The organism is Acidovorax sp. (genome assembly GCF_046339755.1).
Lineage (GTDB): Bacteria > Pseudomonadota > Gammaproteobacteria > Burkholderiales > Burkholderiaceae_C > Acidovorax.
In genome coordinates this window covers 22,366-46,453 of the sequence record NZ_JBKDTZ010000015.1, presented here as the reverse complement: position 1 = coordinate 46,453, position 24,088 = coordinate 22,366, and the positions used below count along the sequence as shown (strand labels likewise).

General features: G+C 69.8%; 25 protein-coding genes and 1 riboswitch. Of the genes, 15 read left to right on the top strand and 10 right to left on the bottom strand.

Features of this window, described 5'->3' with window-relative positions; genetic code table 11:
* Positions 1-185: 185 nt before the first annotated feature.
* Positions 186-286, bottom strand: a riboswitch (cyclic di-GMP riboswitch).
* 133 nt (positions 287-419) lie between these two features.
* Positions 420-692 carry a hypothetical protein gene (locus ACK59X_RS01690; protein WP_007861770.1) on the bottom strand — a complete coding sequence of 91 codons (273 nt, stop codon included), beginning with the start codon at positions 690-692 and terminating at the stop codon, positions 420-422.
* 156 nt (positions 693-848) lie between these two features.
* Between ACK59X_RS01690 and dinG the strand changes: the two genes are divergently transcribed.
* From dinG to ACK59X_RS01645, 9 genes are all read left to right on the top strand, one after another.
* Positions 849-3,011 (top strand): ATP-dependent DNA helicase DinG, encoded by a 2,163-nt coding sequence (gene dinG / locus ACK59X_RS01685; protein WP_409954712.1) that lies wholly within the window; start codon positions 849-851, stop codon positions 3,009-3,011.
* 111 nt (positions 3,012-3,122) lie between these two features.
* Positions 3,123-3,626 carry a pyridoxamine 5'-phosphate oxidase family protein gene (locus ACK59X_RS01680; protein ID WP_409954711.1) on the top strand — a complete coding sequence of 168 codons (504 nt, stop codon included), beginning with the start codon at positions 3,123-3,125 and terminating at the stop codon, positions 3,624-3,626.
* A 43-nt stretch (positions 3,627-3,669) separates the two neighbouring features.
* On the top strand, positions 3,670-3,915 hold the full coding sequence (locus tag ACK59X_RS01675; RefSeq protein WP_409954710.1) for a hypothetical protein: 246 nt from the start codon (positions 3,670-3,672) through the stop codon (positions 3,913-3,915).
* Between the two features lie 134 nt (positions 3,916-4,049).
* On the top strand, positions 4,050-4,478 hold the full coding sequence (locus ACK59X_RS01670) for a CopG family transcriptional regulator (protein WP_409954709.1): 429 nt from the start codon (positions 4,050-4,052) through the stop codon (positions 4,476-4,478).
* A gap of 186 nt (positions 4,479-4,664) precedes the next feature.
* Positions 4,665-5,861, top strand: a complete 1,197-nt coding sequence (locus tag ACK59X_RS01665; protein ID WP_409954708.1) for an alpha/beta hydrolase family esterase — start codon at positions 4,665-4,667, stop codon at positions 5,859-5,861.
* A 95-nt stretch (positions 5,862-5,956) separates the two neighbouring features.
* Positions 5,957-6,727, top strand: a complete 771-nt coding sequence (locus ACK59X_RS01660; protein WP_409954707.1) for a hypothetical protein — start codon at positions 5,957-5,959, stop codon at positions 6,725-6,727.
* A gap of 71 nt (positions 6,728-6,798) precedes the next feature.
* The gene (locus ACK59X_RS01655; RefSeq protein ID WP_409954706.1) at positions 6,799-7,428 is read left to right on the top strand and encodes a PolC-type DNA polymerase III; all 630 of its coding nucleotides are present in this window, start codon (positions 6,799-6,801) and stop codon (positions 7,426-7,428) included.
* A 98-nt stretch (positions 7,429-7,526) separates the two neighbouring features.
* On the top strand, positions 7,527-7,775 hold the full coding sequence (locus tag ACK59X_RS01650; RefSeq protein ID WP_409954705.1) for a DUF3297 family protein: 249 nt from the start codon (positions 7,527-7,529) through the stop codon (positions 7,773-7,775).
* Between the two features lie 19 nt (positions 7,776-7,794).
* Positions 7,795-8,271, top strand: a complete 477-nt coding sequence (locus tag ACK59X_RS01645; RefSeq protein WP_409954704.1) for a ribonuclease HI family protein — start codon at positions 7,795-7,797, stop codon at positions 8,269-8,271.
* 9 nt (positions 8,272-8,280) lie between these two features.
* Here the strand turns inward: ACK59X_RS01645 and ACK59X_RS01640 are convergent, their stop codons facing one another.
* Positions 8,281-9,174, bottom strand: coding sequence for a LysR substrate-binding domain-containing protein (locus tag ACK59X_RS01640; protein ID WP_409954703.1), 894 nt, complete (start codon positions 9,172-9,174; stop codon positions 8,281-8,283).
* Between the two features lie 154 nt (positions 9,175-9,328).
* Between ACK59X_RS01640 and ACK59X_RS01635 the strand changes: the two genes are divergently transcribed.
* Both ACK59X_RS01635 and ACK59X_RS01630 read left to right on the top strand, forming a co-directional pair.
* Entirely contained in the window at positions 9,329-9,724 is a 396-nt protein-coding gene (locus tag ACK59X_RS01635) for a RidA family protein (RefSeq protein ID WP_409954702.1), read from the top strand.
* Between the two features lies 1 nt (position 9,725).
* Positions 9,726-10,850, top strand: a complete 1,125-nt coding sequence (locus ACK59X_RS01630) for an NADH:flavin oxidoreductase (protein ID WP_409954701.1) — start codon at positions 9,726-9,728, stop codon at positions 10,848-10,850.
* Here ACK59X_RS01630 and ACK59X_RS01625 read toward each other — a convergent pair.
* The 6 genes from ACK59X_RS01625 to ACK59X_RS01600 all read right to left on the bottom strand — a co-directional run bounded on the left by ACK59X_RS01625 (position 10,817) and on the right by ACK59X_RS01600 (position 15,669).
* A complete protein-coding gene (locus ACK59X_RS01625) occupies positions 10,817-11,347 on the bottom strand; it encodes a GFA family protein (RefSeq protein ID WP_409954700.1) in 531 nt (176 codons plus the stop codon). The two genes, ACK59X_RS01630 and ACK59X_RS01625, sit on opposite strands and share 34 nt — an antisense overlap.
* 49 nt (positions 11,348-11,396) lie before the next feature.
* Complete coding sequence (locus tag ACK59X_RS01620; RefSeq protein WP_409954699.1) at positions 11,397-12,689, bottom strand: RNA polymerase sigma factor; 1,293 nt, start codon at positions 12,687-12,689, stop codon at positions 11,397-11,399.
* Positions 12,690-12,694: 5 nt separating this feature from the next.
* Entirely contained in the window at positions 12,695-13,105 is a 411-nt protein-coding gene (locus tag ACK59X_RS01615; RefSeq protein WP_409954698.1) for a VOC family protein, read from the bottom strand.
* A gap of 74 nt (positions 13,106-13,179) precedes the next feature.
* Positions 13,180-13,707: an SRPBCC family protein gene (locus ACK59X_RS01610; RefSeq protein ID WP_409954697.1), complete on the bottom strand. Its 528-nt coding sequence runs from the start codon at positions 13,705-13,707 to the stop codon at positions 13,180-13,182.
* Between the two features lie 15 nt (positions 13,708-13,722).
* Positions 13,723-14,139 (bottom strand): YciI family protein, encoded by a 417-nt coding sequence (locus ACK59X_RS01605; protein ID WP_409954696.1) that lies wholly within the window; start codon positions 14,137-14,139, stop codon positions 13,723-13,725.
* A gap of 201 nt (positions 14,140-14,340) precedes the next feature.
* Positions 14,341-15,669 (bottom strand): M20 family metallopeptidase, encoded by a 1,329-nt coding sequence (locus tag ACK59X_RS01600; protein ID WP_409954695.1) that lies wholly within the window; start codon positions 15,667-15,669, stop codon positions 14,341-14,343.
* Between the two features lie 124 nt (positions 15,670-15,793).
* On the opposite strand from ACK59X_RS01600, the gene ACK59X_RS01595 reads away from it, so the two are divergent.
* Positions 15,794-16,678 (top strand): LysR family transcriptional regulator, encoded by an 885-nt coding sequence (locus ACK59X_RS01595; protein WP_409954694.1) that lies wholly within the window; start codon positions 15,794-15,796, stop codon positions 16,676-16,678.
* Positions 16,679-16,856: 178 nt separating this feature from the next.
* Entirely contained in the window at positions 16,857-20,789 is a 3,933-nt protein-coding gene (locus ACK59X_RS01590; RefSeq protein WP_409954693.1) for a WG repeat-containing protein, read from the top strand.
* A gap of 15 nt (positions 20,790-20,804) precedes the next feature.
* Here ACK59X_RS01590 and ACK59X_RS01585 read toward each other — a convergent pair whose 3' ends face one another.
* Both ACK59X_RS01585 and ACK59X_RS01580 read right to left on the bottom strand, forming a co-directional pair.
* Positions 20,805-21,170, bottom strand: a complete 366-nt coding sequence (locus tag ACK59X_RS01585; protein WP_409954692.1) for a YciI family protein — start codon at positions 21,168-21,170, stop codon at positions 20,805-20,807.
* A gap of 51 nt (positions 21,171-21,221) precedes the next feature.
* Positions 21,222-22,532: an aminotransferase class I/II-fold pyridoxal phosphate-dependent enzyme gene (locus tag ACK59X_RS01580; protein ID WP_409954691.1), complete on the bottom strand. Its 1,311-nt coding sequence runs from the start codon at positions 22,530-22,532 to the stop codon at positions 21,222-21,224.
* Between the two features lie 40 nt (positions 22,533-22,572).
* On the opposite strand from ACK59X_RS01580, the gene ACK59X_RS01575 reads away from it, so the two are divergent.
* Both ACK59X_RS01575 and ACK59X_RS01570 read left to right on the top strand, forming a co-directional pair.
* Entirely contained in the window at positions 22,573-23,283 is a 711-nt protein-coding gene (locus ACK59X_RS01575; protein ID WP_409954690.1) for a glutamine amidotransferase, read from the top strand.
* Positions 23,280-23,978, top strand: coding sequence for an MOSC domain-containing protein (locus ACK59X_RS01570; RefSeq protein WP_409954689.1), 699 nt, complete (start codon positions 23,280-23,282; stop codon positions 23,976-23,978). The genes ACK59X_RS01575 and ACK59X_RS01570 overlap by 4 nt, the downstream gene beginning before the upstream one ends.
* Positions 23,979-24,088: the final 110 nt, after the last annotated feature.

The window sequence follows — 24,088 nt, the reverse complement described above, 5'->3', positions numbered from 1 at the left end:
CCTGTGCAGCAGGATGGCGCCCGTGAAGGCGGCCATGGATGGCCCCGCCCGCGCTCGAAGCAGGAAGATCAGGAGCAGAAACGGCGAGTGCGGGACCTGGGCGGTGTTGCATCGCTGGGGCGGCCTCTCGGTTGGGTGTGATGACCACTGAGACGGCGGTTTCCCTGAGCAACCCTGGATTTCAACGTGGCAGTCCCGCTGTCGTGGGTGCCGAGACATGCTCTCGGTACCGGTAGACCGGTGACTTTGCGGGCCCGGCTTTCGCACGGGGGTGCCGTTTCAGTGCTTTTCAGTATAGGGGAATGGGTTGCGCTGGCAACCATTGAATGGCGCACAGCAACGCCCGCACCCGACGCGCGTTTCCAGGGTGTTGTTCTGGCGCATACACCGGCAGGGCGGCCTGCGCGGAGCGGGCCAGGCTACTTCTGCTTCTGGTAGGCCTTGTCGGCCGGGGGACCGCGGTCCGTGTCCTGCAGGCCGCGCTGCACGTCGCGGTAGGCCTGCTGTACCTGGGCGTCGGGCTTGCCATGGGTCATGTCCACCGACTGGTCGCGCTCGTGCGGCAGCTTGGGGTTTTCTTCCTGGGCGGCGTTGGCCGCATCGGCGTCGCCGCGGGTGGGGGTGGCGGCGGACTGGCGCTTGGTGGTATCCACCGAGGCTTCGGTCGTGCGGGGATCGGCGGTCGTGGGCATGTGTGCTTCCTTGGCGCCACAGGGGCGCTGGTGGGTCGTTGTCCCATCCTAGGAGAGCCAGGTGCACCACGGTGTAGGCCCATTCCCCATCTGCACGACAGGATGCCCAGGTCGCAAAACACTGTATGCCCAACCATATGCCACACTCTCGTCCTTATGTCTTCCACAGAGTGGGCCCAGGCGGCCCTGCAGTCCTTCGATGCGGTGGTGCAGGCCACCCCGGGTTTCCGCAGCCGCGGGGGGCAGCGGCGCATGGCCGCGCAGGTGGCAGAAACCTTCGGCCATGCCACGCTGGGCAAGGTGGACGAGGAAGCAGGCGAGGCCGCACCCACCCGGTCGATCGCCGTGATCCAGGCCGGCACCGGTGTGGGCAAGTCGCTGGCCTACTGCGCGCCCGCGATCTCGATGGCGCTGTCGCGCGGCACGCGGGTGCTGATATCCACCGCCACGGTGGCGCTGCAGGAACAACTGGTCAACAAGGACCTGCCCGCTCTGGCCAAGCTGCTGCCCCAGCCCTTCAAGTTTGCGCTGGCGAAGGGGCGCGGCCGCTATGTCTGCAAGCTCAAGCTCGACGGCCTGGCCGGCACCGGCGAAGCCGAGGAGGAGCCCGAAGACGACCTGTTCGCCGAGGAAGAGGCCGCCGCGCGCGCCAAGCGCCCGCGCCAGGAGACCGAGGCGCGCATCCAGTTCTACTCCGCCATGTCGCAAACCCTGGCCAAGGGCGCCTGGGACGGCGACCGCGACAGCCTGGACACGCCGCCCGAGCCCGAGGTGTGGAGCGCCGTGGCGGCCGAGGGCGCCTCCTGCACCGGCAAGCACTGCCCGGCCTTCAGCCAGTGCACCTACTACGACAAGCGCAAGGAGCTGGTCGGCGCCCAGGTGATCGTGGCCAACCACGACCTGCTGCTGTCCTCCCTGGGCGCACGCGTGCTGCCCGAACTGGACAACTGCCTGCTGGTGCTGGACGAGGCGCACCACCTGCCCGCGACGGCGCTGGACCAGTTCGCCTGCAGCATGGACCTGAGCCGCGTGACCTGGATCGAGCGCCTGGCCAGCCGGGGCCTGCGCATCGGCGCGCTGCTGGAGGTCGAAGAGATCGCCGACATCCCCAAGCACTCGGGCCAGCTGCGCCAGACCCTGCAGGACCTGGCACGCATCGTGATGGACGTGTACGGCCCGGCCCTCAAGAGCCAGCGGGACGCCTGGGGCCCGGCGCGCGTGCGCGTGCCGCGCGGCGAACTGCCGCAGCCGCTGCTCGCACCGCTGGGGCTGCTGGCCGCGAGTGCCGATGGTTTCCTCGAAGCGCTGCGCGCCATCTCCAAGGCGCTGCGCGCCGAGATGCGCGACAAGCCCGACGAGGCGCGCCGCCTGTCCACCCTGTACGCGCAGATCGGCATGCTGGCGCCGCGCCTGGAGGAGCTGCACGCCACCGCCCAGCTGCTGCTGCAGGATGCGCCCGAGGGCGCGGTGCCGGCGGCCAAGTGGTTCACGCTGGAGGTGGAGGGCGACTTCATCGTCGTCAAGGCGCATGCCAGCCCGATATTGCCCGGCACCACGCTGCGCAACCACCTGTGGAGCGCCGTACGCGGCGCGGTGCTGACCTCGGCCACGCTTACCAGTTGCGGGCACTTCGAATTCTTCCTGCGCGAGTCGGGTTTGCACGGCGACGCGGCCGCCACCACGCTGGAGGTGCCGAGCCCCTTCGACTATGCCGCCCAGGGCACGCTGATCGCGGCCGAGACCCACGCCGACCCGAAGAACGCGGCCCAGTTCACGGCCGAGATGGTGGAGGCGCTGCTCTACGACATCGCCAACGTGGAATACGGCGCGCTGGTGCTGTTCACCTCGCGCGAACAGATGCGCCAGGCAGTCGATGCCCTGCCTACTGCCATGCGCAGCGTGGTGCTGGTGCAGAACGCGCTGCCGCGCACGCAGCTGCTCAAGCGCCACCGCGAGCGCGTGGCCGACGGGCAGCCCTCGGTGATCTTCGGCATGCAGTCCTTCGGCGAGGGGTTGGACCTGCCGGGGCGGCTGTGCGAGTCGGTGTTCATCACCAAGCTGCCCTTCGCCCCGCCCGACGACCCCGTGGGCGAGGCCCGCGCCGAATGGCTGCGCGCCGTGGGGCGCGACCCTTTCAGCGAACTGGTGGTGCCGGCCACCGCGATCCGCCTGGCCCAATGGGTGGGCCGCGCCATCCGCACCGAGGAAGACCAGGCCCATGTCTACTGCTACGACAAGCGGCTCATGAACACCTCGTACGGGCAACGCCTGCTCAAGGGTCTGCCCCCATTTGCGCTGGAGCAGCGCAGGCCGCGCTGAGCGCTGTCGGACAAACGCCCTACGCAAGCCGGGCCCGAGACCGACGCCTGCGCACCTCCCGGCGGCCTACAGTGAATTTTTACCGATTCACCACCCGCCGGAGGCACCCCCATGCAACACGAAACCCCCGCCCGCGAGACGCTCTGGAAGCTGATCAAGGACATCAAATTCGGCATGCTCACGCACCGCCACGCCAATGGCATGCTGCATGCGCACCCGCTGACCACGCAGAACCGCAGCATTGACGAGCAGTCGCTGCTGTACTTCTTCATCCCGCGCAATGGCGAGCTGTATGGCCGCCTGCTGACCGATGGCCAAGTGAACGTGTCCTACGCCGATCCCGGCGACGACAGCTATGTGTCCCTGTCGGGCCAGGCCAGCTTCGTCGAGGACCTGGCACAGAAGGAGGCCCTGTGGTCGCCCATGGCCAAGGCCTGGTTCCCCGCAGGCCACACCGACCCCAACCTGGCCCTGCTGGCGGTGCGCATCGGCCATGCCGAGTACTGGGACGTCAAGGAAAGCAAGATGGTGCAGCTGTTCAAGATGGCCAAGGCCGCCATCACCGGCGAGCAGCCGCGCGACCTGGGCGAGCACAAGGAACTGACGCTGTCCTGAACCGCTGCAGCACCACCGTTCAACCCGAACCAAGGAGATCGCCATGAGCAGCAAGGACAACAGGAACGACGACCTGGACCACGGCGCCAGCGCCGACCAGGACACGGGCAAGGTGGCCCATGCCCACAACAGCACCGGCGACAAGGCCGCCACGCAGACCAACCAGGGCCGCAGGACCCCGGAAAGCCGTGGGGACCGTGACACCCACCTGGGCAGCGGCAACCAGGGGCAATCGCGCCAGGGCGGTGCGGGCAGCAGCAGTGGCGGGGGCAGCCGCGGCGCGGGCTGATCCCGCCGCTCTGCAGCAACGCACCAGAAAGGGCCCCTTGGGCTCTTTCTTTTGGATGGCCCACCCTTGAAAAGACCAGAACACCATCCATTTACCATCCATATGGATGGCACAAGATGGCCAGAAGGTACCCCATGAACTCCACTCCCAGCACCTCACTGGCCTTGCGCAACAAGGTCCCCGATTCCGAAAAGATCACCATCAACCTCGGTTATGTGGACCTGGGGCACATCGATCTGCTTGTATCCGAGGGCTTTTACGCCAACCGCACCGACTTCATCCGCACCGCGATCCGCAACCAGCTGAGCACCCAGAACGAGGCCGTGCGCCAGGTGGTGGCACGCAAGATGCTGGTGCTGGGCCTGCAGCGCTTTGGCCGCACCGACCTGGAGACCATCCAGGCCGCCGGCCAGACGCTGGAGATCCGCGTGCTGGGCCTGGCCAGCATCGAGGACGACGTACCGCCCGAGCTGGCGCAGGCGACCATCGCCTCGGTCACCGTGCTGGGGGCCTTCCACGCCAGCCCGGCCGTCAAGGCGGCACTGGCCGGCCGCATCGGCTGAGACAAACGACGCCCTCCGTGGCGGGTGCCCCATAGCACCAAAGCGGCGATTTCTTTCGCGTTCTTCTAATCCAGACCGGCCCTTTCGAGCGGCGGCATCCCGAGACAAAAACCGACGGCACCGGCCACCCCTGGGCGGCTGTGCCATGAACGGCGCATGCCCTATCCGCAGAACCCAAGGACCCCCATGGACTGGAACCACAACCTCCAACACATTCTCGGCAATGCCACCGACCTGGTGCGCAAGGGCCAGCTGGCCGATGCCACCCGCGCCATCCAGCAGGCCCTGGGCGGCGCTGGCGGCGGGCAGGGTGCCAAGCCGGGTTCGCCGCCTCCCGCCACACCTGCGGCCCCGGCCGGCCCCAGCTGGCGCAACCGCTATGCGCAGGCCGGCATCGAAGACGCCGAGGTGATCGACCTGGTGGAGGAGGGCGCGGACACGGCCCCTGCGGCCGAGGCGCCCCTGCGCAGCAGGCCGGCGCCCAGCCCGGCGCAGCCCCCCGGCCACTTCACGCGCGTGGCGTTTTCCCGCGCGGGCGCGCCGCAGGACCATTACTACCTTTACGTGCCCCCGGGCGCCGACGCCGCCACGCCCATGCCCCTGGTGCTCATGCTGCACGGGTGCACGCAAGACCCCAAGGACTTCGCCACCGGCACCGGCATGAACGAAGCCGCCGGGGCGGCCCGCGCGCTGGTGCTCTACCCCGCACAGTCGGCCAGCGCCAACCCCAAGGCCTGCTGGAACTGGTTCCGCCCGGAGGACCAGCGGCGCGGCAATGGCGAGCCGGCCACGCTGGTGGCCATGGTGCGCGAGGTGATGGCGCGCCACCCGGTCGACGAACGGCGCGTGTATGTGGCGGGCCTGTCGGCCGGGGGTGCCATGGCGGCGCTGCTGGCGCGCGAGTACCCCGACCTGTTTGCTGCCGTGGGCGTGCATTCGGGCCTGGCGGCCGGTGCGGCGCAGAACGTGATGGCGGCGCTCTCGGCGATGAAGACCGGCGCCAAGGCCGCCAGCACCAGCCCGTTCGCGACGACCACGCCCCCCGTCATCCAGCTGGGCACGGCGCTGCCCCTGATCGTCTTCCATGGCGACGCCGATGCCACCGTGCATGCCCGCAATGGCGAGCAACTGGTGGAGACCGCACTGGCCGCAGCCGAGAGCGAGGTACGCCCTGCGGTGACCACCGGCCGGTCGGCCCAAGGCCAGGGCTATACGCGCAAGCTGTACCAGAGCGGCGGTACCACGCTGGCAGAGCACTGGGTGCTGCACGGTGGCGGCCACGCCTGGGCCGGCGGCGATGCGCGCGGCAGCCATACCGATCCCCGGGGCGTGTCGGCCACCGAGGAGATGCTGCGCTTCTTCCTCGCACACCCCCGCTGTTGACCCCTGGTCGACCACCACCATAATTTGCCCCGGGGCACCACGCACCGCCCCATCCATACCAACAGCGAGGTGCGGACCCTGAGGGGCAATTCACCGTGGAAAACGTCTACATCACCATCGCGGGACTGGTGGCCATCGGGCTGGTCGTCTACTTTGTGCGGCGCGCCAGGCGCCAGGACACCACCCGCACCGACCTGAAGATCACCGGAGTGCGCATCGACCCGCCCTCGGGCAGTGTGCTGCAGGCCAACACCCCCATCACCGTGACGCTGAACTACCGCTACAGCGCGCCCCGGGAGCCCCTGTATGTATGGGTGAAGATCCTTGACACCACCTACGACTCGATCTACGAGGGCTCGCGCGACTGCCTAGAGCCCGGCAGCGGACAAGTGAACCGCCGCGTGCACCTGACGCAGGCAGGCAGCGTGCGCGAGCTGTTCATCGTGGCCAAGAACCAGGAGTTCGTGGAGGTCTTCAACCAGGCGCTGGCGGTGGACTTCACCTACGAACAGGCCGAGGTCGACGAGGAGTGGCTGAACGATGGCAAGGGCTCGGAGATCACCGGCATCAAGGTGTCCATTCCCTCCCCGGCCGTGGTCAAGGCCGGCACCCGCATCGACGTGGACGTCGCCTACACGATCAACACCGAAGAAGGCCTCGATATCTGGGTCATCCCCGAGACGCAGGCCAACATGACCTATGAGGGCACCACGGGCAGGCAGGTGGGCACCGGGGTCGTGGCCAGGCATTTCACCGTCATCGACCCCGGCAAGCTCGGCAGCGTCCGGCTGGTGATGAAGAACGCCGCCAGCCAGACGGTCTACGAGCGCACCGTGCCGGTGGACTACACCTATACGGCGGCCTGAAGCCCGCCTGGCAGGGCCGCAAACCCTGGGCCCGGGACGGGGCAAGGGCTTCGGTTTATCCTCCAGGCCCCATGTCCCGCATCGCCGTCATCGACTTTGAAACCACGGGCGTCTCGCCCGGCCAGGGCGCGCGTGCGACCGAGGTGGCCATCGTGCTGCTGGAGGACGGCCGCCTGGTGGACCGCTACCAGAGCCTGATGAAGACCGGCGCCTGGATCCCCGCCTTCATCACCCAGCTCACGGGCATCACCAACGCCATGGTGAACGCCGCGCCCGAAGCGGCCGGCGTGATGCAGGACGCGGCCCGCTTCGTGGGCGATGCGCCCATGGTGGCGCACAACGCCGCCTTCGACAGCAAGTTCTGGCAGGCCGAGCTGGCCCTGGCCGGCGTGCCCGCGCCGCACCCGTTCGCGTGCACGGTGCTGCTGTCGCGCCGGCTGTACCCCGAGGCACCGAGCCACAAGCTCGGCTCGCTGGTGGATTACCACGGCCTGCCGCGCACCGGCCGGGCCCACCGGGCGCTGGCCGACGCCGAGATGGCCGCCGAACTGCTGGCGCGCATGCAGCACGACCTGCGCCAGCGCTGGGGCGTGGCCGAACCCGGCCACGCACTCCTGATGGCGCTGCAGCGCTGCGCCAGGCCGGGCGTGGGCAAGCTGCTCGCGCAGCATGCCGCGCCCGCGGTTCCGGCCGCCGGCTGATTGATCCCCAGCCCGCAACCCTCCCTTTGCCGGCGCGGGCATGCGGCGGATCAACGAAAATACGCGCCTGCATTGACCCCATTCTTCACACGATTTCCATGACCGATACCCCACCCCTGCCCGACCACCTGTCCGCCGACCCGCGCAGCCCGCACCATGTGCCGGCCGTGTTCGAGCACGACATCGGCATCCGCTTCAACGGCAAGGACCGCAACGACGTGCAGGAGTACTGCATCAGCGAAGGCTGGGTCAAGGTGCCTGCCGGCAAGACGCTGGACCGCACGGGCCAGCCGCTCATCATCAAGCTCACGGGCAAGGTGGAGGCGTACTACCGCCAGCCCGAGTAAGCGCGGCCACCGTTCCGCCATGGACCTGCCAGCGCCCTGGACCATCCACTGCGATGGCAGCGCCATCCCCAACCCCGGCCGCATGGGCCTGGGTGCCGTGCTGGTGGCGCCCGACGGCACCCGCCACCGGTTGTCGCAGGCCACGCACACCACCGGCTGCAACAACGAGGCCGAGCTGGGTGCCCTGGTGCTGGCCCTCGGTGAGGCGCGCACGCGGGGCGCCGCCACCGTGCAGGTCTACAGTGACAGCAGCCTGCTGGTGGAGCAGATGGCGGCCACACCGGCCGCCGCCCATGCGCGGCTGGCGCCCTTGTATGCGGCCGCACGCAGCCTGCTGGCCGAATTCACCACCGCGCAGGTGCAGTGGATACCGCGCCACCGCAATGCCGAGGCCGATGCACTCGCGCGCGCGGCGCTGGGGGCTGCGCCCAAGCCGGCCACCCATCCCTCCTGGAAGCACCTGCCGCGCAGGAAGCGCGGGCCGTCCGAACGCTAGCTCCGAGCCCTAGCCCCGAAGACTTGCCGCCTGGCTTCTCAGCCATGCCATGGCGGCTTGCGTGCTCGGCGATGGCGCACGCTCGTCGCTGATGGCGAGGTGGTAGGTGTGGCCGGCGATGCCCGGCCCGAAAGGCTGGTGCAGGTTGCCGCACGCCAGTTCCTCGGCCACCATTGCCTGGCTCACCAGCGCAATGCCCTGCCCGGCGATCGCCGCCTGGATGGCATGGCCTTCGTCCGAAAAGCGCAAGGTGCCCGCCGGCGCCAGCTCCCGCATCCCGGCCTCTGCGAACCAGCGCTCCCAGGTCGGATTCTCCGGCCGGGGCCGGCGCCAGGCAAAGTAGATCAGGGGCCACCGCGCCAGGTCGTCGGTCGAGCGCACCCCGAGCCGCGGATTCGCCACCGGTGCGAAATCGTCGGTGAAGAGGGCCTCCACCGCCAGGCCGGGATAGGGCCCCCGGCCATAGCGGATGGCGATGTCGACCGCGCTCGAACGCAGATCCACGGGATCGTCCGAGGCCTGCAGCTGCAGGTCGATGCCCGGTAGCCGGGCACGGAAGTCGGCCATGCGCGGCAACAGCCATCGGGCGGTGAACGCGTTGGTGGCCGAGATCACCACCTGCGGCCGCTGCCGTGCCTGCGCCAGCCGCTCCAGCGAGGCCTGGAACGCGTCGAAGCCATCGCGCAGCACCGGGTACAGCTGCATGCCCGGCTCGGTCAGCACCACCCGGCGGACCTGCCGGCTGAAAAGGGGCGCGCCCAGCTGCTGCTCCAGGCCCCGTATCTGGTGGCTGACCGCTGTTGGCGTGACCGCGAGTTCCTCGGCCGCGGCCTTGAAGCTGCCCAGGCGGGCAGCCGCTTCGAAGGCGCGCAGGGCCGATAGCGGCAGGGATCGTCGGTGCATGGACATGGATGGCGCGCAGGCTTTTCGCCTGCCATGGATGATTTCATTTCATCTTACCGCTGAGAAATGAACCTTTGTCGAAAGCACCGCCAGTCCTTATCTTCCTCACATCGGGGCTGCAGTGGCCCCGGCTTCAGATGAAAGGAAATCAACCATGATCGAGCGCGTCATCACCCACCCGGACCCCTATGAACCCTTCCTGCTGTCGCAGGGCATCAAGGCCAACGGCTGGCTCTTCATCTCCGGGCAGGCCGGCGCCGGCCAGGATGGAAAGATCGTCCCGGGCGGATTCCTGGCGCAGGGCCGGCAGGCCTTCGCGAACCTGCGCCGGGCCCTGGAGGCCGGCGGCGCCGGCCTGAAGGACATCGTCAAGGTCACGATCTTCGTGACCGACATGGGCCACTTCGACGACGTCGTGGCCCTGCGCCGGGAGTTCTTTGCGGCCCCGTACCCTGCCGACACCATCGCCGAGATCCGCGCCCTCTACACGCCCGAGGCGATGATCGAGATCGAGGCCATTGCCGTCGTGCCCCCCGCGGAGGGAGGCTGAGATGGATGCGGCGACCCTCCTGTCCCCGGTCGCTCTGGGCCCGCTGCAATTGGCCAACCGCCTGGCGGTGGCGCCGATGACGCGGGTCAGCGCCACGGCCGATGGCCGTGCCACGGCCCGCATGGCCGAGTACTACGGCGCATTCGCCCGCGGTGGCTTCGGGCTCGTCATCACCGAAGGCATCTACACCGACCGGGCATACGCCCAGGGCTATCTGTTCCAGCCCGGCCTCACCGACGGCGCGCAGCAGGAGGCATGGCGGCCCGTCGCGGACCAGGTGCATGCTGCGGGCGGCCGGATCGTGGCCCAGCTGATGCACGCCGGTGCGATCTCGCAGGGCAATCCCCACCGGACTGTCGCCAAGGGGCCTTCCGCGGTGCAGCCCAAGGGCCTGCAGATGGGCTTCTACCGGGGCGAGGGCGCTTACAGGACGCCTGAGGAACTGTCGCTTGCAGAGATTGAGGAAATCGTCGCCGGGTTTGCCGCCGCAGCGCTGCGCGCCAGGCAAGCCGGCTTCGATGGCGTGGAAATCCACGGTGCAAACGGCTACCTGCTAGATCAGTTCCTCACCGGATACACCAACCACCGCGGCGATGGCTACGGTGGCTCGCTGGAGCAGCGCTTGCGCCTTGGCGTCGAGACGATCCATGCAGTGCGCCGCGCGGTGGGACCCGGATTCGTGGTCGGATACCGCGTCTCTCAAGGCAAGGTGAACGACTTCACGCACCAATGGCCCGGGGGCGAGGCACAGGCGGCTACCGTGTTCGCGGTCTTGTCGGCAGCCCCTCTCGACTATCTGCACACGACCGAGTTCGAAGCCTGGCAACCGGCTTTTAGAGAAGGCCCCAGTCTTGCAGCGCTCGCGAAGCGGCACGGAGCGGTGCCGGTGATCGCCAACGGCTCGCTGCACACGCCCGCCGCGGCCGCTGGAATGGTCGGGCGTGGCGAGGCCGATCTGGTTTCGCTCGGCCGGGGGGCGCTCACCCATGCGGACTGGCCGCAGCGCGTGCGTTCGGGCCAGACCCTGCAGGACTTCGACCGGGCGCTGCTCTCGCCCATCGCCGACCTGGCCAACGCGGACCGCCTGCGGGGCTATAGCGGATCGAAACCCTTCGCGGCGCGGTAAGCCGCTATCCGGGGCAGCAGCACCTGGCGCCGCGCCAGGCTCTCGGGCGGCCAGTGCGCCTCGCGCTCGTAGTACTCGGGCACCACCTTCGCGCCCTCGGGCAGCACCACCCAGGGCTGCCGGGACTGCGTGAAGATGTGGATGTCGGGCGGCAGGTGGTCAGGCTCATCGAGCGTGCCCACGCGCACGAAGGACACCACCGGGCCCGCGCCCGCATAGTGGCTCCACAGCGCCACATGGCAGTGGGGGCAGCGCGCGATCTTCTGGCCCAGGCCGCTTTCCGACGGCGTATCCACCAGCACGGGCGTGCCACCCAGCAGGTGCACGCGGTCGGCCTCGATCATGGCGTTGAGCGCGAACGAGGCCCCGCTCTCGCGCTGGCACCAGCGGCAGTGGCAGCAGTGCACGAACAGCGGCGCGGTCTCCATGCGGTAGCGCACGTGGTGGCAGTCGCAGCCGCCTTCGAGCGGGAACGGGGGCGTGGGCGCAGGGTGCATGGAGGTCGCTCCTTGGAAGCCTGCACGTTACGTGAAACACCCGCCTCTGTCACGTGCCGCATTGCGCGGCGCGCTGCAGCAGCAGCGCCTGTTCCTGCGCATTGCGCGTGAGCGTGGCGGCGTGCGCGAACTGGGTGCGCGCCTCACCGTGGCGGCCCAGCTTGGCCAGCAGGTCGCCGCGCACGCTGGGCAGCCAGTGGTAGTCGCGCAGGGCGGGGTCGGCGCCCAGTGCATCCACCAGGGCCAGGGCCGCGGCGGGTCCGTCGGCCATGCCCACGGCCACCGCACGGTTGAGCGCGACCACGGGCGAGGGCGAGACCTGCAGCAGGGCGTCGTACAGCGCGACGATGTGGTGCCAGTCCGTGTCTTCGGCGCGGCGGGCGCGCGCATGGCAGGCGGCGATGGCGCCCTGCAGCGCGTACGGCCCCCAGGGGTGGCCGGCGCGGGCCAGTTGCTCGGCCTTGTCGAGCGCAGCCAGGCCCCGGCGCACCAGCAGGTGGTCCCAGCGCGAGCGGTCCTGGTCCATGAGCAGCACGGGGCGGCCTCCGGCATCGGTGCGCGCGGGCAGGCGCGAGGCCTGGATCTCCAGCAGCGCCACCAGGCCCTGCACCTCGGGCTCGTCGGGCGCCAGGCCGGCGAGCACACGCACCAGGCGCTGGGCCTCGCCGCACAGCGCCGGGCGCACCCAGTCGTCGCCGGCGGTGGCGGCATAGCCTTCGTTGAAGATCAGGTAGATGACTTCGAGCACCGAGGCCAGGCGCGGCGCGCGCTCGGCCGCACCCGGCACCTCGAAGGGCACATGCGCGGCCGTGAGGCTGCGCTTGGCGCGCACGATGCGCTGGGCGACGGTGGCCTCGGGCACGAGAAAGGCGCGCGCAATCTCCACCGTGGACAGGCCGCCCAGCAACCGCAGCGTGAGGGCGACGCGCGCCTCGGTGGAGAGCACGGGGTGGCAGGCGGTGAAGATCAGGCGCAGCAGGTCGTCGCCGATGTCGTCCTGGCGCGCGGCGTCCAGGGCGTCGACGAAGTCGGGCGCGTACTGCGCCTCCAGCGCCTCCATGTCATGGCCCAGGGCCTCGTGCTCGCGCGCCTGCATGGCCTGCTGGCGCAGGTGGTCGAGGGCGCGGTTGCGGGCGGTGGTCATGAGCCAGGCGGCGGGGTTGTCAGGCAGGCCGGCGGCGGGCCAGTGCTCCAGGGCCGAGACCAGTGCATCCTGCGCCAGCTCCTCGGCCCGGCCCACGTCGCGCGTCATGCGCGCCACGCGGGCGATGATGCGGGCCGCCTCGATGCGCCATACCGATTCGATGGTGCGGTGCAGCGCATCGGGGTCGGGCAGGCCCATGGTGCTCAGCCCAGCGCCTTGCTGGCGTCCACCATGTAGGCGAATTCCCAGGTGTGGCCGTCCAGGTCGTCGAAGCCATGGCCGTACATGAAGCCATGGTCCTGCGGTGGGCGCGGTGCGGTGGCGCCGGCGGCGATGGCCTTGGAGACCAGGGCGTCGATCTCCTCGCGGCTCTGGGCCGACAGGCAGACCAGTACCTCGGAGGTCTTCCTCGCGTCGGCTATCGCCTTGTCGGTGAAGGTCTTGTAGAACTCTTCGACGAGCAGCATCACGAACAGGTTCTCGCCCAGCACCAGGCAGGCACCCTGCTCGTTGGTGAACTGGGGATTGAAGTCGTAGCCCAGCGCGCGGAAGAAGGCTTGCGAGCGGCCCATGTCCTTGATGGGCAGGTTGACGAAGATCATCTGGTGTTGCATGGCGGTCTCCTGAGGTAGTGGAACGATAAGGGATAACGGACGGGGAATGCAGGGAACGAGGCGCCCCAGCGGGATCACTTGGCGGCCTCGGCCGCGAGGAAGGCGAGGCCCTCCTCGAAGTCCTTGCCGACCATGCTGTCCACATTGAAGAACAGGTGCATGATCTTGGCGAGGTAGGGCACCGGGCCGTGCATGGCCCAGGTGACGCGGGTGGCGTTGCCGGCTTGGGGCTGCAGCGTGAAGTCCGCCCGGTTGTGCGCCTCGAACGGGGCCACGAAGTCGAGCTTCATGCCCACATGGGCGGGGGCCGTGGCCTCGGTGATCTCCATACTGCCCGTGCCCACCTTGTCGCCCCGCCACGCATAGCGCGCGCCGGGACCGGCGGTGGTGGTGCTGTACTCGCCCTTGGCGCCCGGGTCCTTGCGCTCGTAGGGGTTCCAGGTGTTGAAGCGGCGCAGGTCCTGGATGAGGCCGAACACGCGCTCGGGCGGGGCCTCGATCACCCGGCTGCGCTCCACGCGGAAGCTGTCGGGGCGGGTGGCCGCGTAGGCCAGCAGCAGGGCCACGGCGGCCAGTGCGGTGAGGGCAATGGTCTTGAGCATGGGGTCCTCCGGGGCTCAGGCGCGGCTGGCGTCCAGGTCGCGAAAGCGCTGCACGCCTTCGCCCTGGGCAAAGTCGTCGAGCTCGAAGACCGGGCGCACCTCGATCTCGGCCGGGAGCCCCTCGCCGCGCGGGTTGGGAAAGCGGCGTGCCCATTCCATGGCTTCCTCGCGCGAGCGCACCTGGATCAGCGTGTAGCCCGCGAGCAGCTCCTTGGTCTCGGCAAACGGGCCGTCGACCACCGTGCGCTGGCCGCCGCTGCCATAGCGCACGCGCCAGCCCTGGCTGCTGGCCTTGAGGCCCACGCCATCGAGCAGCACGCCGGCGCGCGACAGCTCCTCGTGGTAGGCGCCCATGGCGGCCAGCAGTTCCTCGCCGGGCAGCACGCCGGCTTCGCTCTCGGGGCTGGCTTTGACCAGAATCATGAATCGCATGGCGGATCTCCTGTCGTTGGAAGCGGTTGCTGCGCAGAAGGAAGAAATCTCTGCGCTCATCCTCCACGACGGTCGGTGGCCTGCAAATTCGACACGGATTCTGCGAATTCAGGGTTTGTACCTAGAAAATTGCATGCTCCCAATAAAAACAGCCCATGCAGGCCCCCCCGGCATGGGCTGTTTGCGAAGGGACCGCAGCGGTCAGCGCTTGGCAGCAGGGTTCTGCGCCATGTACGCCAGGGTGGCGCTGGTGAGGGCGCGCACGCCGATGCGCAGCGCCTTTTCGTCGATCACGAATTCGGACGAATGGTTGGGAGCGCCCGACTTGTCGCCGAAGGGCGAGGCATAGAGGTTCCAGAACACCACGGGCACGCCGCTGCCGCCAAACGAGCCGAAGTCTTCCGAGCCCATGGAAGGCGGCACCTCCTTCGCCTTGTCGGCCCCACCGGCCGCGGCGGCAAACGCCGGCGCCAGGGCGGCGGTGATCTTGGGGTCGCTGACCACGACCTCGTAGCCGGTGTCGATGGTGACCTCGGCCGTGAGGCCCGCGCTCTCGGCGATCTTCTGCGCCTTGAGGCGGATGCTCTCGTGCGCCACCTTCTGGTTGCGCGCCGAGAGCGAGCGCACGGTGCCGCCGATCTCGGCCGTGTCGGGCAGGATGTTGACGCGGTTGCCGCTTTGCAGCAGGCCCACGGTGACCACGGTGGGGCCGTCGAGCGGGTCGATCTGCTGGCTGATGATGCCCTGCAGCGCAAGCACGATCTCGGCCGCGGTGAGCGTGGGGTCCTTGGCCGTCCAGGGCGAGGAGCCGTGGCCGCCCTTGCCCTGGAGCTTGATGTTGAAGACGTCGCCGCTGGCCATGAAGCTGCCCGCGCGGTAGGCCAGGGTGTTGCCGGGTGCGCGGGCGCTGATGTGCTGGCCCATCACGACGTCGACCTTGGGGTTGTCGAGCACCTTGGCCTCCATCATGGCCTTGGCGCCGCTGGGCACGGGGCCGGGGCCGAGTTCCTCGGCCGGCTGGCACAGGAAGACCACCGTGCCCGCGAGTTCGCTGCGCACGCGGGAGAGTGCCTGCGCGGCGCCCAGCAGCATGGCGACATGGGTGTCGTGCCCACAGGCGTGGGACACAGGTGTCTCGTTGCCGCGCCACTGCGCGCGCGCAGTGGACTTGAAGGGCAGGTCGTTGCGCTCCTGCACGGGCAGGGCGTCCATGTCGGCGCGCAGGGCCACCACGGGGCCGGGCTTGCCGCCGCGCAGCACGGCCTTGATGCCGGTCTTGGCAATGCCGGTCTGCACTTCGATGCCGGGCATCCTGGCCAGCGCGGCCGCGATGTAGGCGGCTGTCTGCACCTCTTCGTACGACAGCTCAGGGTGCTGGTGGATGTGGCGGCGCCAAGCGATCACCTGGGGCTCAGCTGCATCGGACAGGGCCAGAACGCGCTGGGCCAGGGGGGATGCCGATGTCTGGGCATGGGCAGAGAAGGCCAGGCTGGTGAGCAACGCGGCCAACGGCAGGAGCCGGTGTTTCATGGAAGAACCCTTCGGTATGGACAAGGACGGCAGCCACTCTATCGCCGCGCCCATGCCGCGAACAGTCACAATTTCGTTGCCGTGAAAACGGAAATGCATCACCAATCCCCGACCAGTACCCGCCATGAAACCGCACCAGCTCAAAGCCTTCCTCGCCGTGGTGCAGCTGCGCAGCATCCGCCAGGCGGCGAATGCGCTGCACATCACCCAGCCCGCCGTCTCGCGCGCCATCCGCGAACTGGAAGAGCACCTGGCGGTGCCACTCTTCGTGCGCGGCGCCCAGGGCGTCACCCCGACCGAGTACGGCCTGGCCTTTGAAAAGCGTGCGCGCCTGCTGGAGCAGGAGGCCGAGCGCGCACGCGACGAGTTGCGCCAGATGCGCGATGGCCAGCTCGGTTGCGTGCGCGTGGCCGTGTCCTCCGTTCCCACCATGGCGCTGCTGCCCCAGGCGCTGGCACTGTTCCGCGCCGAACTGCCGGCGACCGCCCTGGAGTTCAGCGAGGGCCTGGCACCCCTGGTGCTGCCCGCGCTGCGCGAAGGGCTGCTCGATCTGGCGCTGGTGCAGCACCGCGTGGAGCGCACCGGCCCCGAGCTCGATTGCGAGGAGCTGCTCACGACACCGCTGGCCATCTGCGCGCGCGTAGGCCACCCGCGTGCCCGGGCGCGCAGCCTGGCGGCGCTGCAGCACGCGGAATGGGTGGGCTGGGACCGGGCCATGGTCGAGGACCTGTTTGCCGGCGGCGGCGTGCCCGCGCCCGAGCGCATCGTGGTGAGCCGCTCGATGGAGATCACGCGCGCACTGGTGGGCCGGGGCGACCTGATCAGCGTGTTCGCGCGCCCGGCGCTGGACCGGGAACTCGCGCGCCATGGCATCCGCGCCATACCCGTGCGCGAGCGCCTGCCCGAGCTGACCATCAGCGCCATCACCCGGCGGGGCGCCGTGCCGACTCCGGCCGCGGCCAAATTCCTGGCCGCCGTGCGCGCAGCGGCCCTTTCCCTGCAGAACTGAAGGCAACATCTCTGACGAATTGATACACCCCTAACCCAGAACCCGCGCCGGCCCGGCCCCGGCCGCAGGACCCGGTGGCTGCAAGCGTGACAAATGCCCGGTTTTTCGCGGGCGCACGGGGTCTTTGGCTGCGCGCTCCCTGACCCGCCCTTACGATCCCGCGCGGAGGAAAAGAACCATGGAAAAGAACACCGCTGCGGCGCCCCCGTGGGTCGCCAGCATCCCGCTGTCGCCCGACGGCAGCCGCAATGCCCACGTCATCGTGCACCCGGGCCGGGCCGTGGCACCGGCCGAGGGGCTGCGCTCCCTGCTTCGCTTCAACGCCGACGGGCAGGGGGGCTGGATCTCCGCCGCCCAGGCTGGCGATGGCCGCTGGGGCTACATCGATGCCGAGGGCCGCTGGCGCGTGCCGCCCACGCTGGAGAACGCGCGCAACTATTCCGAAGACGGCATGGCGCGCTTTCTGCAGGACGGGCGCTGGGGCTTTGTGAACCTGGCGAGCGAGGTGGTGATAGCACCAAGCTTCGAGGACACGCGGGCTTTCCGCGATGGGCTGTGCGCCGTGAAGGTGGGCGAGAACGCCTGGCGCAGCATCGACCGCGAGGGGCGCTTCACCTCGGAGCAGATTTTTCATGACCTGAGCCTGTTCGGCGCTGGCGGCCTGGCGCGCGCAACGCACTGGGACCGCAAGAAGAACCAGCGCCTGCAGGGCTTCGTGGACCGCGACGGCCGCTGGGTGATCGAGCCGCGCTTCGACTTCGTGTGGCCCTTCGGCGAGCTGCCGGTGACCCCGGCCTCGATCGAGGAGGACAAATGGGGCCTGATCGACACCCGCGGCCAGTGGGTGATGGAGCCGCGCTACCCACGCATCCAGGCATTCAACGACGCCGGCCTGGCCTATTTCGATGAGCCCGAATCCTGGTACAACGGCCACGGCTACCTTGATGCCCGGGGCCGCGTGGTGGTCAAGGGCGAGAGGCACCTGTCCGACCGCATGGTCTGCGGCCTGGCGGCCAACACGCACAACGGCACGGATTTCCTGCGCGCCGACGGCACGGCACTGTCCACACCGGCGCTGGCCTGGGGCAGCCACTTCCGTGCCGCAGGCGGCTGCGCGGTGGTGCTCGCGTCGCCGCGCAGGGGCGATGCCGGACCAGGCACCTGGGGCATGCTGCACCCGGACGGGCGGGTGTTCACCGTGGGCGAGCCGCTGCTGGAGCCGCTGACCGATGGCGATGGCTGGCTGGTGGGCGAAGAGCCGGACACCCCGCTGGTGCCCTTTCTCACGCGCGATGGCCAGGTGCACTTTGTCGACAAGGAGGGTGCCCTGGTGTGGCGCGCCGTGTACGACGGCCAGCAGGTCGCCCTGCAGCAGGCCGACGGCACGCCCCTGTGGCGCAGCAGCAATGCGCTGGATGGCTGCCGGCCGCCAGGCCCGTTCTTCACACCCCCCGCCACGGACCACCTGGAAGGCATGGTGGCGCCTCAGGAGGTCACCGCCCTGGCCGAAGACCTGCTGGCCGAGGCCGAGGCACGCCTGCACCGCATGGCGGCTGGCGAAACGCTGGAACGCGAGTCCTCCCCGGAGCATGGTGCCCGCGATGACGACGACGGTGATGATGATGAATACGAGGACGACGATGAGGACGAAGCCACCGTGCAGGCCAACCGCACCGTGGCCGTGCGCCGCATCGCGCGCGCCTACATCAGCGAAGAGCACAACGGCTACTACGACTACCTGGGCAGCGAACTTGGCGATGCCGTGGGGCAGTTGCGCACCGCCTTGCTGGACACGCTGACCGCGCGCTACGGCAAGCCTGACGCAGACCCGGAGTGCATCGTGCCGTGGAACCGCAGGGAGCAACGCAGCTACGCCTGGGCCGTGCCGCTGGCGCAGGCCCTGCCCGGCGACAGCGGTGTGCTGCGCGAGTCGCGCGAGCAGTGGCTGACGCTGTACGCGCATTCGGATACGGGCGACGGGGACGCCTGGTGGGAACTGTGGCTGATGGCCTCGCCCAGCCTCGATGCCCTGGAGACGGCACGCCGCGCACACGACAGCGCAGTGGCGGGCACGCCCGGGGATGAAGCGGATGCAGGCGAGGGCGGCACCGCTGCGCCGAGGCCCGCCGAGCCCCAGACCCGCGAGGGATGGCTGCAGGCCGTGGCCGATGACCACTATGCGATCTACCGCGTGCCCGCGCAGTGGATGGACGATGCGATGGCCGACGCCACGCTGGCCCACTACGTGGACAACCTGTCCTGGCTGCCCGCATACCTGCACACGCCTGCCCGGCTGGAGGCGCTGATCCGCAGGGACGTGCGCACGGCGACCGCGATCCCGTCCGAATGCATGACCGCCGAGGGCCTGGCCCTGGCACGCGGGCTCTACGCCGGGGATCGCGACTGGGACTACCGCGACGAACGGTGCAGCCGCCTGCCGACCACCTGGGACAAGAACAGCCTGTACGACGTCTGGGGCTGCCTGGTCACGCCCGAAATGGCGCTCAAGGCCGTGCGCGCCGAGGTGCCGCTGCGCAACGTGGCGCGCTGGCTGCGCACCGATGCGCTGGAGGCCGCGGCGCTCAAGTCCGACATCTACAACATCAGCTACATCGATCCGGCGAAGATCACGCCCGAGCTGGCCGAACGTGCCGTGCGGCACGACTATGGCTGCCTGATCGAGCACATTCCGCCGGCCCTGGTCACCCCCGAACTGTGCCTGGCATCGGCACGCACCAACGGCCTGTCGCTCAAGAAAATCCCCCGGCCGATGCGCAGCGTGGCGGTGTGCGTGGCGGCGCTCAAGGAGAGCCCCAGCGTGTTCCTGGAGGTGCCGGAGGCCGAGCGCGTGAAGGTGGCTACCCGCATGATCGAGGACCACCTGGAGCGCTTGCGCAAGCAGGGCGAGCCGAGCCAGGCCAGCCATTGGCATGTCACGCGGGCCTGGGCAAAACTGTGGGCCGGTGACCACGAAGGCGCTATCGCCGACGCGCAGCTGGGCCGCTCGGAGGTCAGCAACCCCGAGAATGCCCACTACGTGATGGCCAGCGCCCACCGCGCCCTGGGCCATGAACGGGAGGCAGCGCTGGAGGCATCCACCGTACTGTCCCTGTACCCGCAGTTCCAGTCGGAGTGGGGCGACCACGAAGACACCCGCTGGCTGCACGCGCTGGCGCGCGGGCAGGCCAGTGCCGCCGACGACGCGACATTGATGGAGCAACTGGGCACACACCCGCGCACGCTAGCCGACATTCCGCGCGAGCGCATCACCGATGCCATGGTGGACGTGGCCATGGAGGCCGACGAAGACACCGTGCGCTTCGTGCCGCGGCGCCTGATGACCCCCGAGCGCTATGCGGCGGCGCTGCGCCAGGGTGTCAAGGAGTTCCGGCAGATCCCGCCGGCCATGCTGAACGAAGAAGCCTGCATCGAGCATGTGAAGGACGGCGGCTGGCGCCTGGATGAGGTGCCCGAGGCGCTGCGGACCCTCACTGTGTGCGCCTACGCCGTGCGCAGCCGCAGTGGGGCCATGGAGCACGTGCCCGAGGCACTGCGCGACCATGTGCCGGGAGCCATCGCGCAGTTGCCGCCCGAGGAGAAGGACGACGAGGACGACGGCGATCGCAGCAGCGGTTCATCCTCCCGCCACGACTGGCTCACGCGCAAGCTGGCCGATGCGATGCTGGGCGGGTCCGGTTCGAGCGGCTGGAAGAGCAAGGGCCTGTTCATGGCCATGATCGTCAAGGCGGCGCTGACCTCCAGGTCCGACGATGCGCCCACGCTCAAGGGGCTGGCGGGCTGGTTCGAGGTGCGGCCCGTGCTGTCCATGGTGACCAATGCGCTGCTGGCACTCTCCGCGCTCATCGCCCACGCCTTCGTGTCGGTGGGCGCCTGGCGCGCCGAGGGCCCGTGGGTGGGCCTGGGCACCTTTGCGCTGATGGGCTTCTCGGAGCTGTACTGGGCCTGGCGCTTTGTGTTCTCGACGCCTTTCCGCCCCGCGCTGGGCGTGGCCTGCCTGGTGGTGGTGCTCTACCTATTCGTCTGGCACCGGCTGTATCGCAAGATCGGCCTGGCCTACGCCGCGCAGGGCAAGGCCGAGAACGACGATTGACGGGTCTGCGGCCGCTCAGGCGGCCGCACCGTCGTAGCAGGGAGCGATGGCGCGCACTTCGATGGTCGCCCACTCGGCGGCCGGGCATTCGCGCGCGATGACGAGGGCCTCCTCGCGCGTGGCGCAGTCCACGAGGAAGAAGCCGCCGACCATTTCCTTGGTCTCGGCGAAGGGCCCATCGACCAGGCGCGGCTGGCCTTCGCGCACCTGCAGGCGCACGCCGTCGGTGTCGTTGGCCAGCGATTCGCCGCCCAGCAGCAGGCCGCGCGCCTGCAGTCCGGCACCGAAGCGCTGCATGCGCGCATAGACCTCCTGCCCGGCGGCCAGGCCGCGTTCGGCGCGCTGGCCTGGGGGTTCTATGATGAGCAGCATGTAGGGCATGGGGTTGTCTCCGGCAGGGGGTGGTGGTTCAGATGGGCGCGATTCTAGAACTCAGAACACGGCACGTCCCGGCGTGCGCAGCGCCTGCGCCAGGTCGGCCGCCAGCCGGGCCATGTCCGTGGGCTTGCAGCCGCCCAGGCTCACACGCACGGCCGGCGCGCTGGCCAGGCGCAGCGGGCCGCCGGCCTGCACGGCCCAGCCGCGCGAGGCCAGGGACTGCACGACGGCTGCCTCGTCGGCCACGGGCAGCCACAGGTGCAGGCCCTCACCGGGCGCCACGGTGATCTGCTGCGCGGCCAGTGCCTGCACCAGGCCCTGGCGCCGTGCGGCGTACGAGCCGCCGGCCTGCGCCAGCGCGCTGCCGTCGCGCATCTGCCGCCACAGGGCGGCCGCCAGGCCCTGCAGGATGCGGCTGACCCAGCGCGGCCCCAGGGCCTGCTGCGCACGCAGGGTCTGCAGCAGGGCGGGGCTGCCGGTAGCCACGGCCACGCGCAGGTCGGGCCCGAGGAATTTGCTGAGCGAGACCACGTGCAGCCACAGCGCAGGCAGCGCTGCCGCCGCGGCCAGCGGCGCATTGCTGAGCGGGCCCCAGTGGTCGTCGAACACCACGAGCAGCCGGGGCAGGGCCTGCAACTGGGGCTGCAGCGCCTTCCAGCGCGCGGGGCTGATGGCTGCCCCAGTGGGGTTGTGCGCGCGCGGCGTGAGCACCAGGGCCGTACAGCCTTCGAGCACCCCGGCTTCGGGGACGCACACGCCTTCGCCATCCACCGGCAGCGGCACGGGCTTCAGGCGCAGGCTGTGCAGCAGCGCCACCATGGGCGGCCAGCAGGGGTCTTCGACCGCCACGCGCTCGCCCGGGCGCGTGTGCGCACGCAGGGCCCGCTCCACCGCATCGAGCGTGCCCGAGAACACGGCGATCTCTTCGCACGGCAGGCCCTGGGCCGTCAGCCAATGGCGCGCCTCGGCCTGCAGTGCGGGCAGATCGGCCGGAGCGTCGTAGCCCGCCGAGGAAGTCAGTGCCGCCCAGGCGCTTGGGCCGCCCTGCAACTGGGGCAGCAGGGAAGCATCGACATTGCCGCTGGCCAGGTCGCGCAGGCCGGGGGGTACGGCGTAGGCATGCGGCATGCGCTCAGGCGGCTCGACCACGCGCGTGCCGCGGCGCCCGTCCGTCACCACGTGGCCGGCATCGCGCAGGCGCGCGTAGGCTGCCGCCACGGTGTTGGGGTTGACGCCCAGCTGCCGTGCCGCCACGCGCACGGCGGGCAGGGGATTGCCGGGCGGCAGGGTTCCGTCGCGCACGGCGGCCAGCAGGCTGTCGGCAATGTCGGCAGCGGATTTTCCAGAAACGTACAATGTACTCATACATTCATTTTAATGTATTAGTACAAAAAAGGAATCCGCCATGAAGACCGCGCTTGTGCTGCGCCACGTTCCCTTCGAAGACCTGGGCCTGCTGGCCCCCCTGCTGCAACAGCGTGGCTATGCCGTACGCATGCACGAGGCCGGCGTGGGCCCGCTCGCGGACCACCTGCACCCCGAGCCCGACCTGCTGGTGGTGCTGGGCGGGCCCATCGGCGCCTTCGACGATGCGGCCTACCCCTTCCTCGCCGACACCCTGGCCCTGCTGCGCGAGCGGCTGGCACGGCGCCAGCCGGTGCTGGGCGTCTGCCTGGGTGCGCAGCTCATGGCGCGGGCCCTGGGCGCGGGTGTGGCGCCCATGGGGCACAAGGAGATCGGCTTTGCGCCGCTGGCCCTCACGCCGGGCGGCGCACGCTCGGTGCTGGCCCCCCTGGCCGACGGCACACCGGTGCTGCACTGGCATGGCGACCAGTTCGAGATACCGGCCGGTGCCGAGGGCCTGGCCACCACCCCGCTGTGCCCGCACCAGGCCTTTGCCATCGGCACGCATGCGCTGGGCCTGCAGTTCCACCTGGAAGCGGACCTGTCGCGCATCGAGCAGTGGCTGGTGGGCCATGCCTGCGAACTCGCTGCGGCTGGCGTGGACCTGCATGCGCTGCGCAGCGGGGCCCAGGAGCACGGCGCCGCGCTGGCCCGTGTGGCCGAGGCCGTGTTCGGCACCTGGCTCGACGGCATTGAAGCCGGGGCCGCATGACCCCGATGGTGCTGGGCCAGGTGGCGGCCGTGCTGCGTGGGGCCGCCGTGCCGTTCGGCGGCCGGCCGGACACCCGCAGCGCCATTGCCAAGCAGGCCGTCGCCGGCCCGGTGCACGTGGAGGCGAACGGCCTGCTGGGCGACGAACAGGGCGACACCCGCATCCACGGCGGTCCCGACAAGGCCGTGCACCAGTACCCGCTGGGCCACTACGCGCTGTGGCGCAACGAACTCGGAGAGCTGCCCATGCTGATGCAGCCAGGGGCCTTTGGCGAGAACATCGCCAGCACCGGCATGACCGAGGCCGACCTGTGCTGGGGCGACCGCGTGCGCATGGGCAGCGTGCTGCTGGAGGTGGCGCAGACGCGCCAGCCCTGCTGGAAGCTCAACACCCGTTTCGGCCAGCGCGACATGGCGCTCTCCGTGCAGCGCACGGGCCGCACCGGCTGGTACTACCGCGTGCTCCAAGCCGGCACCGTGCAGGCGGGCGATGCCATCACGCTGGTGGCGCGCCCGCATGCGGCCTGGCCGCTGGCCTGGGTGATCGAGGTGCTCTACCACCGCACGCTCGACGCGGACCTGCTGCGCGAGCTGGCAGCGCTGCCGCAGTTGCCGCCCTCGTGGCAGAAGCTGGTGGCGCGGCGGCTGGAGCAGGGCGAGGTCGAGGACTGGAGCCGGCGCACACGGGGCGGCTAAAAATCCAGGGCTTGGCAGCGCGGCAAAGCCCGTGTTAGCATTTGCCTCTATGCAACGCAGCATGTCCCTATCCACCCTAGCTCTAGGCCTAGTGCCTGGCCGGGGTCTGC

Coding starts and splice junctions, on each gene's coding strand:
- ACK59X_RS01690 (WP_007861770.1), bottom strand. CDS start 692: ATGCCCACGACCGCCGATCCCCGCACGACCGAAGCCTCGGTGGATACC.
- ACK59X_RS01680 (WP_409954711.1), top strand. CDS start 3,123: ATGCAACACGAAACCCCCGCCCGCGAGACGCTCTGGAAGCTGATCAAG.
- ACK59X_RS01590 (WP_409954693.1), top strand. CDS start 16,857: ATGGAAAAGAACACCGCTGCGGCGCCCCCGTGGGTCGCCAGCATCCCG.
- dinG (WP_409954712.1), top strand. CDS start 849: ATGTCTTCCACAGAGTGGGCCCAGGCGGCCCTGCAGTCCTTCGATGCG.
- ACK59X_RS01665 (WP_409954708.1), top strand. CDS start 4,665: ATGGACTGGAACCACAACCTCCAACACATTCTCGGCAATGCCACCGAC.
- ACK59X_RS01575 (WP_409954690.1), top strand. CDS start 22,573: ATGAAGACCGCGCTTGTGCTGCGCCACGTTCCCTTCGAAGACCTGGGC.
- ACK59X_RS01630 (WP_409954701.1), top strand. CDS start 9,726: ATGGATGCGGCGACCCTCCTGTCCCCGGTCGCTCTGGGCCCGCTGCAA.
- ACK59X_RS01645 (WP_409954704.1), top strand. CDS start 7,795: ATGGACCTGCCAGCGCCCTGGACCATCCACTGCGATGGCAGCGCCATC.
- ACK59X_RS01625 (WP_409954700.1), bottom strand. CDS start 11,347: ATGCACCCTGCGCCCACGCCCCCGTTCCCGCTCGAAGGCGGCTGCGAC.
- ACK59X_RS01580 (WP_409954691.1), bottom strand. CDS start 22,532: ATGAGTACATTGTACGTTTCTGGAAAATCCGCTGCCGACATTGCCGAC.
- ACK59X_RS01655 (WP_409954706.1), top strand. CDS start 6,799: ATGTCCCGCATCGCCGTCATCGACTTTGAAACCACGGGCGTCTCGCCC.
- ACK59X_RS01600 (WP_409954695.1), bottom strand. CDS start 15,669: ATGAAACACCGGCTCCTGCCGTTGGCCGCGTTGCTCACCAGCCTGGCC.
- ACK59X_RS01585 (WP_409954692.1), bottom strand. CDS start 21,170: ATGCCCTACATGCTGCTCATCATAGAACCCCCAGGCCAGCGCGCCGAA.
- ACK59X_RS01675 (WP_409954710.1), top strand. CDS start 3,670: ATGAGCAGCAAGGACAACAGGAACGACGACCTGGACCACGGCGCCAGC.
- ACK59X_RS01620 (WP_409954699.1), bottom strand. CDS start 12,689: ATGGGCCTGCCCGACCCCGATGCGCTGCACCGCACCATCGAATCGGTA.
- ACK59X_RS01650 (WP_409954705.1), top strand. CDS start 7,527: ATGACCGATACCCCACCCCTGCCCGACCACCTGTCCGCCGACCCGCGC.
- ACK59X_RS01670 (WP_409954709.1), top strand. CDS start 4,050: ATGAACTCCACTCCCAGCACCTCACTGGCCTTGCGCAACAAGGTCCCC.
- ACK59X_RS01640 (WP_409954703.1), bottom strand. CDS start 9,174: ATGCACCGACGATCCCTGCCGCTATCGGCCCTGCGCGCCTTCGAAGCG.
- ACK59X_RS01570 (WP_409954689.1), top strand. CDS start 23,280: ATGACCCCGATGGTGCTGGGCCAGGTGGCGGCCGTGCTGCGTGGGGCC.
- ACK59X_RS01605 (WP_409954696.1), bottom strand. CDS start 14,139: ATGCGATTCATGATTCTGGTCAAAGCCAGCCCCGAGAGCGAAGCCGGC.
- ACK59X_RS01610 (WP_409954697.1), bottom strand. CDS start 13,707: ATGCTCAAGACCATTGCCCTCACCGCACTGGCCGCCGTGGCCCTGCTG.
- ACK59X_RS01635 (WP_409954702.1), top strand. CDS start 9,329: ATGATCGAGCGCGTCATCACCCACCCGGACCCCTATGAACCCTTCCTG.
- ACK59X_RS01595 (WP_409954694.1), top strand. CDS start 15,794: ATGAAACCGCACCAGCTCAAAGCCTTCCTCGCCGTGGTGCAGCTGCGC.
- ACK59X_RS01615 (WP_409954698.1), bottom strand. CDS start 13,105: ATGCAACACCAGATGATCTTCGTCAACCTGCCCATCAAGGACATGGGC.